At 68.9% G+C, this 12076-nt stretch carries 12 protein-coding genes and 1 tRNA gene; 8 read left to right on the top strand and 5 right to left on the bottom strand.

The genetic code is table 11. The features are described 5' to 3' along the window. The first annotated feature begins 116 nt into the window (after positions 1 to 116). The 6 genes from OG948_RS19455 (at position 117) to OG948_RS19480 (ending at position 2741) form a co-directional block, all read left to right on the top strand. Positions 117 to 608 carry a hypothetical protein gene (locus OG948_RS19455; RefSeq protein ID WP_406297745.1) on the top strand — a complete coding sequence of 164 codons (492 nt, stop codon included), beginning with the start codon at positions 117 to 119 and terminating at the stop codon, positions 606 to 608. Next, entirely contained in the window at positions 601 to 843 is a 243-nt protein-coding gene (locus OG948_RS19460) for a hypothetical protein (protein WP_406297746.1), read from the top strand. The genes OG948_RS19455 and OG948_RS19460 overlap by 8 nt, the downstream gene beginning before the upstream one ends. Positions 844 to 857: 14 nt before the next feature. Then, positions 858 to 1163 (top strand): hypothetical protein, encoded by a 306-nt coding sequence (locus tag OG948_RS19465; protein ID WP_406297747.1) that lies wholly within the window; start codon positions 858 to 860, stop codon positions 1161 to 1163. A gap of 216 nt (positions 1164 to 1379) precedes the next feature. Further along, positions 1380 to 1586 carry an excisionase family DNA-binding protein gene (locus tag OG948_RS19470; RefSeq protein ID WP_360323887.1) on the top strand — a complete coding sequence of 69 codons (207 nt, stop codon included), beginning with the start codon at positions 1380 to 1382 and terminating at the stop codon, positions 1584 to 1586. Continuing rightward, positions 1586 to 2410 (top strand): tyrosine recombinase XerC, encoded by an 825-nt coding sequence (xerC, locus tag OG948_RS19475; protein ID WP_406297748.1) that lies wholly within the window; start codon positions 1586 to 1588, stop codon positions 2408 to 2410. The genes OG948_RS19470 and xerC overlap by 1 nt, the downstream gene beginning before the upstream one ends. Further along, entirely contained in the window at positions 2382 to 2741 is a 360-nt protein-coding gene (locus OG948_RS19480) for a tyrosine-type recombinase/integrase (protein WP_406297749.1), read from the top strand. Before xerC ends, OG948_RS19480 begins: the two co-directional genes overlap by 29 nt. A gap of 65 nt (positions 2742 to 2806) precedes the next feature. Here OG948_RS19480 and OG948_RS19485 read toward each other — a convergent pair. Continuing rightward, positions 2807 to 2877 (bottom strand) — tRNA-Gly (locus OG948_RS19485). Between the two features lie 154 nt (positions 2878 to 3031). Between OG948_RS19485 and dcd the strand changes: the two genes are divergently transcribed. Both dcd and OG948_RS19495 read left to right on the top strand, forming a co-directional pair. Then, positions 3032 to 3613 (top strand): dCTP deaminase, encoded by a 582-nt coding sequence (dcd, locus tag OG948_RS19490; RefSeq protein ID WP_020557430.1) that lies wholly within the window; start codon positions 3032 to 3034, stop codon positions 3611 to 3613. A 165-nt stretch (positions 3614 to 3778) separates the two neighbouring features. After that, complete coding sequence (locus tag OG948_RS19495; protein ID WP_395867950.1) at positions 3779 to 4276, top strand: phosphoribosyltransferase; 498 nt, start codon at positions 3779 to 3781, stop codon at positions 4274 to 4276. A gap of 202 nt (positions 4277 to 4478) precedes the next feature. Here OG948_RS19495 and OG948_RS19500 read toward each other — a convergent pair whose 3' ends face one another. The 4 genes from OG948_RS19500 to clpB all read right to left on the bottom strand — a co-directional run bounded on the left by OG948_RS19500 (position 4479) and on the right by clpB (position 11960). Beyond that, positions 4479 to 5081, bottom strand: a complete 603-nt coding sequence (locus OG948_RS19500) for a bifunctional DNA primase/polymerase (RefSeq protein WP_406297750.1) — start codon at positions 5079 to 5081, stop codon at positions 4479 to 4481. Positions 5082 to 5513: 432 nt separating this feature from the next. Continuing rightward, complete coding sequence (locus tag OG948_RS19505) at positions 5514 to 6191, bottom strand: Yip1 family protein (RefSeq protein ID WP_406297751.1); 678 nt, start codon at positions 6189 to 6191, stop codon at positions 5514 to 5516. 558 nt (positions 6192 to 6749) lie between these two features. Next, positions 6750 to 8978 (bottom strand): (Fe-S)-binding protein, encoded by a 2229-nt coding sequence (locus OG948_RS19510; protein ID WP_406297752.1) that lies wholly within the window; start codon positions 8976 to 8978, stop codon positions 6750 to 6752. 360 nt (positions 8979 to 9338) lie between these two features. Next, positions 9339 to 11960 carry an ATP-dependent chaperone ClpB gene (clpB, locus tag OG948_RS19515; RefSeq protein WP_395864703.1) on the bottom strand — a complete coding sequence of 874 codons (2622 nt, stop codon included), beginning with the start codon at positions 11958 to 11960 and terminating at the stop codon, positions 9339 to 9341. Positions 11961 to 12076 lie beyond the last annotated feature (116 nt).

Here is a 12076-nt window from a genome sequence, read left to right on the forward strand (position 1 = left end):
TGAGGTGACAGGGCGTGTCACCCCTTGCCATCCCTTGCCGTCTGCCTCGGACCGGTGCCGCCGGCGCACCTTGGTGGTGCCCGGTCGGAGCGACCGGCGGGCTTCGGGAGATGAACATGACGCTTCGTCAGGCGAGTGAATCCGCCGGCGCTTGGCTGCTCGCAGCCATGGGCAACTCGGACGGGACCGAGCACCCTCGGGGGCCTCGTTTGTGGGCGACCGGCCACGTCTTCGACGCGGTCGTCGTGGCGGATCGGTTGGGGATCGAAGCTGTCGACTGGTACCGGCGGCTCGGCTCCCAGGCTCCGCCGTCCGCCATTGATCACCGGGCGCGAAAGGTCGCCTTCCTCGTCGCTCCGGTCGGAGAGCCCTTCTTCGCGGGCGCGTTGACGGTCCTGCGTGGGGACGTGCCGTACCGGTACCTCTCGCTCGGCGGGTACCTCCTCGTCCCCGGACCGGGTGTCGAAACCGGGGATCGCTACCAGTGGCTCAGCAAGCCCACCGAGGAATCCACTCTCGAACGGGACGCGGTCGCGCTTCTCGTCGGTCATCTCCTGATCGCCTCGCGCAACCTGTCTGCCGCAGCCGAGGGAACGGACGATGAGTGAACCGGATGCGGCCTCCTGGTCGCCCATCGACACCACGGCCTGGTACGAAGCGCGGTCCGCCGTCGTCGCCCTGCGGGACGTCCTGATCGCCGTCGGCCTCGCCGAGCACTTCCCCTACCTCCGTGCCGACGTCAACGCCTTCGGCCACGGCTTCGTCGAACTCGGCCGCACCACGCCGGAAGCCGCTACCAGGCTCGCCGAACTCCTCACCACAGCAGAGAAGAACCCCGCCTGACAGGAGGTATCGCCATGCGCCCCGCAGCCGACAACGCTCGAACCTGCGCACCACCTGCCGAGGTTCTACACGCCGGCATCCCCTACGTCCGTGGCTGGCGCACGGCGAACAACGCCACGACCGAACTCGCCAAACGCCTCACAACAGCCGGCCTGGACGACGGTTTCGGAGCGCTCAAGGCGGAAGTGAACGTCCACGGTGACGGCCTGGTCAACCTCGGCCCCGTCCCCGCCGACGCAGTCCACCGCCTGGCCGCGCTCCTCGCCAACGGCCTCTGTGCCGAGCTGGATCACCTCGCCGCACACGACGAAGCGGCCTGACCCACACACCCCGGTCGGGTGCGCAAGACGGCTCCCCCCGCACCCGACCGGACCAACGCACCACCCGACCAATATTCGGCAACGGCCGCCACAGGCCGGCTCGCACCGACCAAACGCCCAACGGTGTCGAGACAACACCGCCGAGGTCCCCTCACATACGGGCCCCAACAGGAATCGACCTGACCGTCCTGACCTGCGAGGGGACTTGATCCCGTGATCAACAAGACCGGACGGCTCCTGACCGTTCCCCAGACCGCCGACCGGCTCAACGTCGGCGAGCGCTTTGTCCGTCGCCTCATCGCAGAGCGACGCATCACCTTCGTTCGGATCGGCCGCCACGTCCGCATACCGACGGACGCGGTCGAAGCCTTCATCTCAGCCGGGCGTGTCGAGTCCGGTACGACTCACAGAAGGGCCGCCTGATGGCCAACAACAAAGGAAGGCGTCGTCGCTTCGGCGCGGTCCGGCAACTGCCTTCCAAGAAGTGGCAGGCGCGATACCCCGGCCCGGACGGGAAGTTGCTCACCGCAGACCGGACCTTCGCCACCAAGACGGCCGCCGAAGAGTGGCTGACCGACACCGAGTCGGAGATGCGCCGCGGCGACTGGATCGACCCACGCGGTGACATGGTCTTCGGCACCTACGCCACGGCCTGGATCAAGGAGCGGCCGAACCTCCGGCCGCGCACACGTGAGCTGTACAGCATCCTGCTCCGGCTTCACCTGATGCCCACCTTCGGCAAGGCGGCCATCCCAGCGATCAAGGAGGCCGACGTACGCCGCTGGCGTGCCACTCGCCTGGAAGGCGGCCTCGGTCTGTCGACCACCGCCAAGTCGTACCGACTCATGCGCGCGATCATGAACACCGCCGTGGACGACGGCCTGATCCGCCGCAACCCCTGCGGCATCAAGGGCGGCGGTGACGAGAAGGCTCCCGAACGCCCGATCCTCACCCTCGAACAGGTCTTCACCCTCGCGGACGGCGTCGGCCCTCGCTACCGGGCCCTCGTCCTCCTCGCAGCCTTCGGCTCCCTGCGCTGGGGCGAACTCGCCGCGCTCCGACGCGACCATGTAGACCTCGACGCGGGCACCATCCGCATCGAGGTCTCCGCCATCGAGGATGAGCAACGGCAAGCGCGTCACCGGTCCGCCGAAGTCGGCCGCCGGCAAGCGCACCGTTACCATCCCAGCGCCGATCCTCCTCGATCTCCGTCGGCACGTGGAGTGGTTCGCCGAGAAGGAGGATGACGGCTTGCTCTTCGTCGGCCCGAAGGGTGCAGCCCTGCGCCGCTGCAACTTCACCCGGGTGTGGCGACGCGGGACCCGTCACCTCGGCGTGACCGATCTCCACTTCCACGATCTGCGCCATACCGGGAACGTCCTCGCCGCCGAGACCGGCGCCACCCTCCGCGAGCTCATGGACCGCATGGGCCAGTCGACCTCCCGCGCGGCCCTGATCTACCAGCACGCCCGGGCCGGCCGAGACCAAGCCATCGCCGACGCCATCGCGAAGCGGATCAAGAAGTTCCAGCCTCAAGATCAACGCGCATCTGGCACGGATCTGGCACGCGAGGCGTAGCGAGCCCGGGAACGACGAAGGCCCAGGCTGCGGATCATGTCCGTGACCTGGGCCTTCGTGAACGGAGCGGGCGACGAGAATCGAACTCGCGTTCTAAGCTTGGGAAGCTCATGTTCTACCATTAAACTACGCCCGCATCAGGCGCCCCATGGGGAGCCCTGCCCCGTCACTCTACCGGATCGTCGCGCGTGGTCGCAGCACCGATTCGGGTGAGGGGGCGGAGGGGATCGGGGGCGCGAGGGCGGTCGCGCGTTTGGGTGGATCCGGGTGGCTGCGATTACCCTTTCCCCGTGCTTCTATCGGACAAGGACATTCGCGCGGAGATCGACTGCGGTCGGGTTCGGATCGATCCCTACGAGCCGGCCATGGTTCAGCCGTCGAGTGTGGACGTTCGACTTGACCGGTTTTTTCGGGTCTTCGAGAACCACAAGTATCCGCACATCGACCCCGCCGTCGAGCAGCCGGATCTCACCCGCATGATCGAGCCGCCCGAGGGCGAGCCGTTCATCCTGCATCCCGGTGAGTTCGCGCTGGGCTCGACGTACGAGGTCGTGTCGCTGCCGGATGACGTGGCGTCGCGGTTGGAGGGGAAGAGCTCGCTCGGGCGGCTCGGGCTGCTGACACACTCCACCGCCGGGTTCATCGACCCGGGGTTCTCCGGGCATGTGACGCTGGAGTTGTCGAACGTCGCGACCTTGCCGATCAAGTTGTGGCCCGGGATGAAGATCGGCCAGTTGTGCATGTTCCGGCTGTCGTCGCCGGCCGAGTTCCCGTACGGGTCCTCGGTGTACGGGTCGCGGTATCAAGGGCAGCGCGGGCCGACCCCGTCCCGCTCGTTCAAGGACTTCCACCGGACGAACGTCCGCGACTAGACCGCACGACCGGGCGGCTCGACAAGACGGTGGCCGTCGAGACGGTGGCAACCGAGTCGGTACCCGCAAGCGCAACCGCGTCACCACCCGAGACCGCAGCACCACCCGAGACCGCGTCGGCACCGCGACCGCGAACCCCCGAACAGAAGATAGGCATACCCGGACATGAGTGACGTGCGCGAAAACCTCACCTGGCCGCTCTTCGGTCAAGCTACGCGCGAGCTGGCCATGCAGGTCGCGGAGGACGGGTACGAGCCCGACATCATCCTGTCGATCGCCCGGGGCGGGGTGTTCGCGGCCGGTGCGCTCGCGTACGCGCTGGACGTGAAGAACCTGCACCTGGTCAACGTCGAGTTCTACACCGGGATCGGCACCACACTGGACATGCCGGTCATGCTCGCGCCGGTGCCGGACGTGGTCGACTTCTCCAACAAGAAGGTGCTGATCGCGGACGACGTCGCGGACACCGGCAAGACGCTGCTGCTGGTCCGGGACTTCTGCGAGGGCAATGTCGCCGAGGTGCGCTGCGCCGTGGTGTACGAGAAGCCGCAGTCGCTGGTGAAGTGCGAGTACGTGTGGAAGCACACCGACGACTGGATCAACTTCCCGTGGTCGGTACAGCCGCCGGTCGTCACCCGCCAGGGCCAGATCCTCGACGCCTGATTCTCGACGCCCAAGCCTCGACGCCCAAGCCTCCCCACCTGAAGCCTCGACGCCCAAGCCTCGACGCCCAAGCCTCCACACCTGAAGCCTCGACGCCCGGGCGTCCCCGCCCCGAGCCTCCACACGGAGAGCAACGCCCGAGCCCGCCGCGCGACCTCGAGCCCGCCGCGCGCGCCCCCGCGTCGCCGCGCCACCCCGCGCCTCAGCGCGACTGCGTGCTGAACCGCATCAACGCCCCCAGCACGTCCACCGCCCCCGGCAGCCCCCGCTCGATCGGGTCCGGTGGGACCGCCCAGCGGGTTCGCCCGCCGCACGCGGTGGAGGATGGCGGGGCCGGTACGAAATGGCCGACCGCGTGGTGGCGGACGTCGAATCGGGCCGTGTCGTTGTGGTCCACCGTGTACCAGAACAGGTTGCGCGCGCCCGGGTCGACCAGGAACAACAGCCGCTCGTCGGGCAGATGCAGGACCGGCCCGAGGGGCAGGCCGACCACCTCGAGCTGGCGGATCGCCGCGTAGCCCACCTTCGCCGGAGCGTCCAGGACGTCGAACTCCAGGCCGCTCGCGAGCAGGACCGTGTACGGCTTTCCGCTCCACCACTCCCAGACGTCGTCGGTCGATCGGGTGGCCCGGGTCAGCCCGGGTTCCGCGGCCGGATGGGCGCCCGGGTCCGGGCATTCGGTGTCGCCGCACGAACATCGGCCGTCTTCGACGTAGGCACCGGGCAGGACGGGCCAACCCCGATCCACGACGTAGAAGAGGGCGGCGGCCTGAAGCGCAGCCCGGGTGCGTTGCCGCACAAGCATGTCCGTTCCGTTCCTCGCAACCGCGATTACGACGAAATGTCGTGCGCGGATAGGTGTACTTCTACGAGTACACCGCCCGAAACGGTTGCCGAACAGATCCGCAACGCGGCCTGACCGTGCCGCTTGTGGTCCACCCGGTCCACTGCCGGCACGCTTTGGCCGCCACCTGACCCGACGTCAGGACTGCGGCCCACCCCACGTCCGGCGACACGACCCCCGCGGCTACCGGGCGACCGCCCCGAGAGTCATCCCCAACCATCGCCCACCCGCCACGCGAGCCGCCGAAGGCGCGCCGCCCACCCACCGTCACAACGCCGCGACCCCCACCGTCACAACACGCCCGACACCGCAACGCCTCGCCACCGCAACGCCCGAAGCCCCGAAGCCCCGAGGCCACAACGCTCCGAAGCCCCGAACCCCAACCCCGCAACCTCACGAAGCCAGCGGCAACTTCAACACCAGCAGCAACGCGATCAACTCCACCGCCACACACCCCAGCGCGCGCGGCCACGGCAGTTCGTGCACGCGCGTCATCAGCATGGTCAACAGCCACGCGGTCAGCGCGAACGACGCGATGCCGATGGCGGCCACGATCGCGTTGTCGTCGGGCGCGAACATCGCGACCACCAACCGAGGCGCGTCCGCGATCCAGACCAGGATCATCGACAGCGTGATGAACGGTGTCGGCGACCCGTTCCCGCCGAACTGGGTCGCGAGCGCGTGCGACACCAGCCCGAGCAGCGCGCAGAACACGGGCACGATGACGATCACCATGCCGAGCGCGGGCACGCTCGTGGCGAGTGTCGAGTCGACGATCTCCTTGCGCGACGCGTCGTTCGCGAACACCGCGAGCGCACCGCCGAGCGCGGACATGATCAGCGCCGGCCACCACACCGCCTGGTCGCGGACCGCGTCCATCGTGCGCAGCGGGCGCAGCGTGAGCCCACTCAGCACCTCTTTCCAGTGCAGGCGCCTCGGCGGCGGGCCGCTGAACTGCTGCGGCGGCGGCTGCTGGTACGGCTGCTGCTGCCGAGGTGACACCGCGGGCGTGACCGTCGTGTACTCCTCGGGCGGCGCGCCGTAGATGTACAGGCTCGTTTCGTCCGGCAACGACAGCGGACCGTAGTTCGGATCACCCGAGCCACCGGACCCGGACCCGGACCCGGACCCGGAACCACCCGATCCCGAACCGCCATACCCGCCCTGCCCACCCTGAGGCGGCGGAGGCGGCGGACCCTGTTGCCCGTACCCCGGCTGTCCATGGCCCGGTTGTCCAGACCCCGGCTGTCCATGGCCGGGCTGCCCATACCCGGGCTGTCCGTACCCCGGCTGCCCATACCCGGGCTGCCCATTGCCCGGTTGCCCATCCCCAGGCTGCCCGTACCCCGGTTGCCCGTTGTACGGGCCACCGCCGTACTGATCGCCATAAGCCCCGCCATGCTGAGGTGGGTAACCCTGGCCGGCAGGCGGGGGCTGTTGCCGGTACGGGTCGTAGGGTCCATTGCCAGTCACATCAATGACGGTACCGGCAGTTCGACCCCTGGCGTCGTCCCGGGAAGGTCGTAATTCGGGCACAAAAACCGAGGTCGGACCCGGCCCGCGAAAAGCGATCGTCGCCGACCCCTCCAGGGGCCGACGGCGACTACGGCACGCGGTGCGAAACCCGCCCTACTGCACTCCCGCGTCCGCCGGCACCTCATCCGCCACTGGCGGTTCGGGCAGCTTGACCGATTGCAGCAGCAGTTGTGCGACGTCGACGACCCGGAGGTCTTCCTTGGCGTCGCCGGCCTGCTTCTTGGCGTTGATGGAGTCGGTGAACATCACCAGGCAGAACGGGCAGGCGGTGGAGACGATGTCGGGCTTGAGGGAGAGGGCCTCGTCCATGCGCTCGTTGTTGATGCGCTTGCCGATGCGTTCCTCCATCCACATGCGCGCGCCGCCGGCGCCGCAGCAGAAGCCGCGTTCCTTGTGCCGGTGCATCTCCTCGTTGCGCAGTCCCGGCACGCGGGCGATGATCTCCCGCGGCGGCGTGTACACCTTGTTGTGCCGGCCCAGGTAGCACGGGTCGTGGTAGGTGACCAGGCCGTCCACCGGCTCCACCGGCGTCAGCCGGCCCTCGTCGAGCAGGTGTTGCAGCAACTGGGTGTGGTGGATCACCTCGAAGTGGCCCTCCAACTGCGGATACTCGTTGGCGAGGGTGTTGAAGCAGTGCGGACACGTGGTCACGATCCGCTTGCGCGGGGCGTCCTCCAACGCGGCGTTCAACGTCGCCACGTTCTGCGCCGCGAGCATCTGGAAGACCACCTCCGAGCCCAGCCGGCGCGCCGAGTCGCCGGTGCAGGACTCCTCCTTGCCCAGGATCCCGTACCGCACGCCCGCGATGTGCAACAGCTCCGCGAACGCCTTCGTGGTCTTCTTCGGCCCGTCCGCCAACGCCCCCGCGCAACCCACCCAGTACAGGTACTCCAACTCCGCGGGCTCCACGTCCCGCCCGACGATCGGGACCTCGATCCCGGTCGCCTTCTTCAGTTCCTTGACCCAGTCCAGGCGGGCCTTGGTGGCCACGCCCCACGGGTTGCCCTTGTTCTCCAGGCCCTTGAGCATCGTCGCCGCCTCGGAGGGGAACGCGCTCTCGATCAACACCTGGTACCGGCGCATGTCCACGATGTGGTCCACGTGCTCGATGTCCACCGGGCACTGCTCCACACACGCCCCGCACGTGGTGCACGACCACAACACGTCCGGGTCGATCACCCCGTTCTCCTCCGCCGTGCCCACCAGCGGCCGCCCCGCCTCGGCCAACGCGGACGCGGGCACCCTCGCCAACTGCTCGGGGGTGGCCCGCTCGTTGCCCTCCTCGTCCCGACCACCACCGGCCAGCAGATACGGGGCCTTCGCGTAGGCGTGCTCACGCAACGACATGATCAACAACTTCGGCGACAACGGCTTGCCCGTGTTCCACGCCGGACACTGCGACTGGCACCGACCACACTCGGTACACGTGGAGAAGTCCAACAGACCCTTCCACGTGAAATGCTCGATCTGCGACACCCCGAACACCGCGTCCTCGGCCGGGTCCTCGAAATCGATCACCTCGCCACCCGAACGCATCGGCGCCAACGCACCCAACGCGACACCACCATCGGCATCACGCTTGAAATAGATGTTGAAGAACGCCAGGAACCGATGCCAGGCCACACCCATACTCGGGTTCAGCCCGATCGTCACCGCCCAGGCGCCGGTCGCGGTGAGCTTGATCATCGCGGTCAGGTAGACCAGGTTCTCCAGCGTGGACTCGCCCAGGTCCTGGAAGGCCAGGCTGAGCGGGTACGACGCGAAGAAGCCCGCCTCGTAGTGGTCCACCCCGAGCAGGGCGGCCTCCAGGGCGCGCAGCGTCAGGATCGCGAGGCCGATCACCAGGATCGTCCACTCGACGTAGTACGCCTGCCACGACACCGAGCCGGCGAAGCGCGACTTGCGGCCCGGGCGCGAGGGCAGGCTCAGTTGCCGGATGACCATCAGCACCACGATGCCGACGAACGTGGCCAGCGCGATGAACTCGGTGAACAGCTCGTACGGCAGCCAGTCGCCGATGAGCGGGAACACCCAGTGCGCGTCGAAGAGCTGCACGATGGCGGTGATGATGGTCAGGCCGAGGGTCAGGAAGCCGACGGCCACGAACCAGTGGGCCACGCCGACGACGCCCCACTTGAGCATTCGGGTGTGGCCGAGGAACTCCCGGCCGAGGGTCGCGGTGCGCTGCGCGGGCTGTCCGGTTCGGCTGCCGTCCGGCTGGCCTACCTGGACGAAGCGGTAGATATGCGCGACGGCGCGCGCCGCGAGCGCGGCGCCGACCACCAAGGTGACCAGCGAGATCACGATCGCTGCGAGCTGCATGGGCGTTCGGCTCCTCCGGTGGGACGTCCCTTCCGGGGCGTGTATCGGCCGACAGCGTACGGCCGTGCGGGCATCTTACCCACTGGTAACTTAACCACTGCGTCGATGATATCTGTCACGTTGGACGCTACCGGCTTCGCGGGTTTTGTCCGCTTCATCCAGTGCTAGGCGATCTTGTCGTGCCGCGCCCGGCGCACCGCCCTCGGCGCACCGCGCGACCGGAGTCGACCCGACCGAACCCCCGGTGTGTGACGCACCGTCAGATAACTCCGCATGCATGCTGCCATGCCGAAACGCCGGGACCCGCAACAGGTCCCGGCGCCGTGGCATTCGTGGCCGGCTGGGCCCCGAACCCGCTGGTCAGAGCGTCTTCGCCGGCACCCGCTCCTGCGGCTGCACCACCAGCGTGTCGCTCGCCTCGTCCAGGTCGACCACGACCGTGTCGCCGTCGTCGATCTCGCCCGCGAGCAGCGCCCGGGCCAGCTTGTCGCCGATCGCGGTCTGGATCAGCCGGCGCAGCGGCCGCGCGCCGTACGCCGGGTCGTACCCGGTCAGCGCGAGCCACTCGCGGGCCGCGTCGGTCACCGTCAGGGTGATCCGGCGGTCCTTGAGCCGGGCGCCGAGCCGATCGACCTGGAGTCCGACGATGTGTGCGAGTTCCGCCGTGCCGAGCGCGTCGAAGAGCACGATGTCGTCGAGCCGGTTGAGGAACTCCGGCTTGAACGCGTTGCGGACCACGTCCATCACCAGGTTCTGCTGCTGCTCCCGGGACAGCGCCGGGTCGACCAGGTACTGCGACCCCAGGTTCGAGGTCAGGATCAGCACCACGTTGCGGAAGTCCACCGTGCGGCCCTGGCCGTCGGTCAGCCGCCCGTCGTCGAGCACCTGGAGCAGGACGTCGAAGACCTCGGGATGGGCCTTCTCCACCTCGTCCAGGAGCACCACCGAGTACGGCCGACGGCGGACCGCCTCGGTCAGCTGGCCGCCCTCCTCGTAGCCCACGTAGCCGGGCGGCGCGCCGACCAGGCGGGCGACCGAGTGCTTCTCCGCGTACTCCGACATGTCGATCCGCACCATCGCGCGCTCGTCGTCGAAGAGGAAGTCGGCGAGCGACTTGGCCAACTCGGTCTTGCCCACGCCGGTCGGGCCCAGGAACAGGAAGGAGCCGGTCGGGCGGTCCGGGTCGGCGATGCCGGAGCGGGCCCGGCGTACCGCGTCGGAGACCGTCGCCACGGCCGCCTTCTGGCCGATCAGCCGGCGGCCCAGCTCGTCCTCCATCCGCAGCAGCTTGCCGCGCTCGCCCTCCAGGAGGCGGCCGGAGGGGATGCCGGTCCAGGACGAGACCACGTCGGCGACGTCGTCCGGGCCGACCTCCTCCTTGACCATCGCGGTGCCGTGCGTGCCCCGGTCGCCCTCGGTCGCGGCGGCCTCGGCCAGTTCGCGCTCCAGGGTCGGGATCTGGCCGTACATCAACTTCGAGGCGGTCTCGAAGTCGCCGTCGCGCTGGGCCCGCTCGGCCTCGCCGCGGGCCGCGTCCAGGCGTTCCTTGAGCTCACCGACCCGGTTCAGGCCGGCCTTCTCCTGCTGCCAGCGCGCGGTCAGCCCGCTGAGTTGCTCCTGCTTGTCCGCGAGGTCCTTGCGCAGTCGCTCCAGCCGGTCCCGGCTGGCCGCGTCGGTCTCCTTGGCCAGCGCCATCTCCTCCATCCGCAGCCGGTCGACCGAGCGCTGCAGCTCGTCGATCTCGACGGGGGAGGAGTCGATCTCCATCCGCAGCCGCGACGCCGCCTCGTCGACCAGGTCGATCGCCTTGTCGGGGAGGAAGCGCGCGGTGATGTAGCGGTCGGAGAGGGTGGCCGCGGCGACCAGGGCCGAGTCGGCGATCTGCACCTTGTGGTGCGCCTCGTACCGGCTCTTGAGGCCGCGCAGGATCGCGATGGTGTCCTCGACGCTGGGCTCGCCGACGAACACCTGCTGGAACCGGCGCTCCAGCGCGGGGTCCTTCTCGATGTGCTTGCGGTACTCGTCCAGCGTGGTCGCGCCGACCAGGCGCAGTTCGCCGCGCGCGAGCATCGGCTTGAGCATGTTGCCCGCGTCCATCGAACTGTCGCCGGTCGCGCCCGCGCCCACCACGGTGTGCAGTTCGTCGATGAAGGTGACGACCTGGCCGTCGCTGGACTTGATCTCGTTCAGGACCGCCTTCAGCCGCTCCTCGAACTCGCCGCGATACTTCGCGCCCGCGACCATCGCGCCCAGGTCGAGCGCGATCAGCCGCTTGTCGCGCAGCGACTCGGGCACGTCGCCGGCCACGATCCGCCTGGCCAGGCCCTCGACGACGGCGGTCTTGCCGACGCCGGGCTCACCGATCAGGACCGGGTTGTTCTTGGTCCGGCGGGACAACACCTGGACCACCCGGCGGATCTCCGAGTCGCGGCCGATCACCGGGTCCAGCTTGCCGTCGCGGGCCTCCTCGGTCAGGTCGCGGCCGTACTTCTCCAGGGCCTGATAGGTGCTCTCCGGGTCCTGTGAGGTGACCCGGGCGCTGCCGCGCACCGCCTTGAAGGAGTCGAGCAGCGCCTGCGGCGTGGCGCCCGCGTCGCGCAGCGCCTCGGCGACCGGCCCGGACCGGCCGGACGCGAGACCGACCAGGACGTGCTCCGTGGACACGAACGTGTCGCCGAGCTTGTCGGCCTGCTTCTCCGCCTCGTCGAGCGCGAGCATCGTCTCGCGGGCGAGCTGCGGAGCGGCCACCGTTGAGCCGGACGCGCTCGGCAGGCGATCGGAAATCTGGACGGCCGCGACCTTCAGGAGCGGCACGTCCACACCCGCCGCGCCCAGCAGCGGGACCGCGATCCCCTCGGGCTGTTCGAGCAGGGCGAGCAGCAGATGCGCGGGCTCCACCTGGGGGTGTCCCGCCGCGGAAGCCTTGCGGATGGCGACCGAAAGGGCCTCTTGGGCCTTGGTGGTGAGCTTCTGTGCATCCATGTGAGGTGTGCGACTCCTTCGCTTCGGGCACGCGATGTCACGGCCATCATTCCGTCCGTGTCGTGTCCGTATGGCACCCGAACGGTCCTTTGACTGTGGCAACCACAACTAAGTTG

Origin of the sequence: Embleya sp. NBC_00888, from assembly GCF_045207655.1 — a bacterium.
GTDB lineage: Bacteria > Actinomycetota > Actinomycetes > Streptomycetales > Streptomycetaceae > Embleya.

Excerpts from the sequence above, each read along its gene's own strand:
- OG948_RS19455 (WP_406297745.1), top strand. The coding sequence starts at position 117 with ATGACGCTTCGTCAGGCGAGTGAATCCGCCGGCGCTTGGCTGCTCGCA.
- OG948_RS19460 (WP_406297746.1), top strand. The coding sequence starts at position 601 with ATGAGTGAACCGGATGCGGCCTCCTGGTCGCCCATCGACACCACGGCC.
- OG948_RS19465 (WP_406297747.1), top strand. The coding sequence starts at position 858 with ATGCGCCCCGCAGCCGACAACGCTCGAACCTGCGCACCACCTGCCGAG.
- xerC (WP_406297748.1), top strand. The coding sequence starts at position 1,586 with ATGGCCAACAACAAAGGAAGGCGTCGTCGCTTCGGCGCGGTCCGGCAA.
- OG948_RS19495 (WP_395867950.1), top strand. The coding sequence starts at position 3,779 with ATGAGTGACGTGCGCGAAAACCTCACCTGGCCGCTCTTCGGTCAAGCT.
- OG948_RS19500 (WP_406297750.1), bottom strand. The coding sequence starts at position 5,081 with ATGCTTGTGCGGCAACGCACCCGGGCTGCGCTTCAGGCCGCCGCCCTC.
- OG948_RS19510 (WP_406297752.1), bottom strand. The coding sequence starts at position 8,978 with ATGCAGCTCGCAGCGATCGTGATCTCGCTGGTCACCTTGGTGGTCGGC.
- clpB (WP_395864703.1), bottom strand. The coding sequence starts at position 11,960 with ATGGATGCACAGAAGCTCACCACCAAGGCCCAAGAGGCCCTTTCGGTC.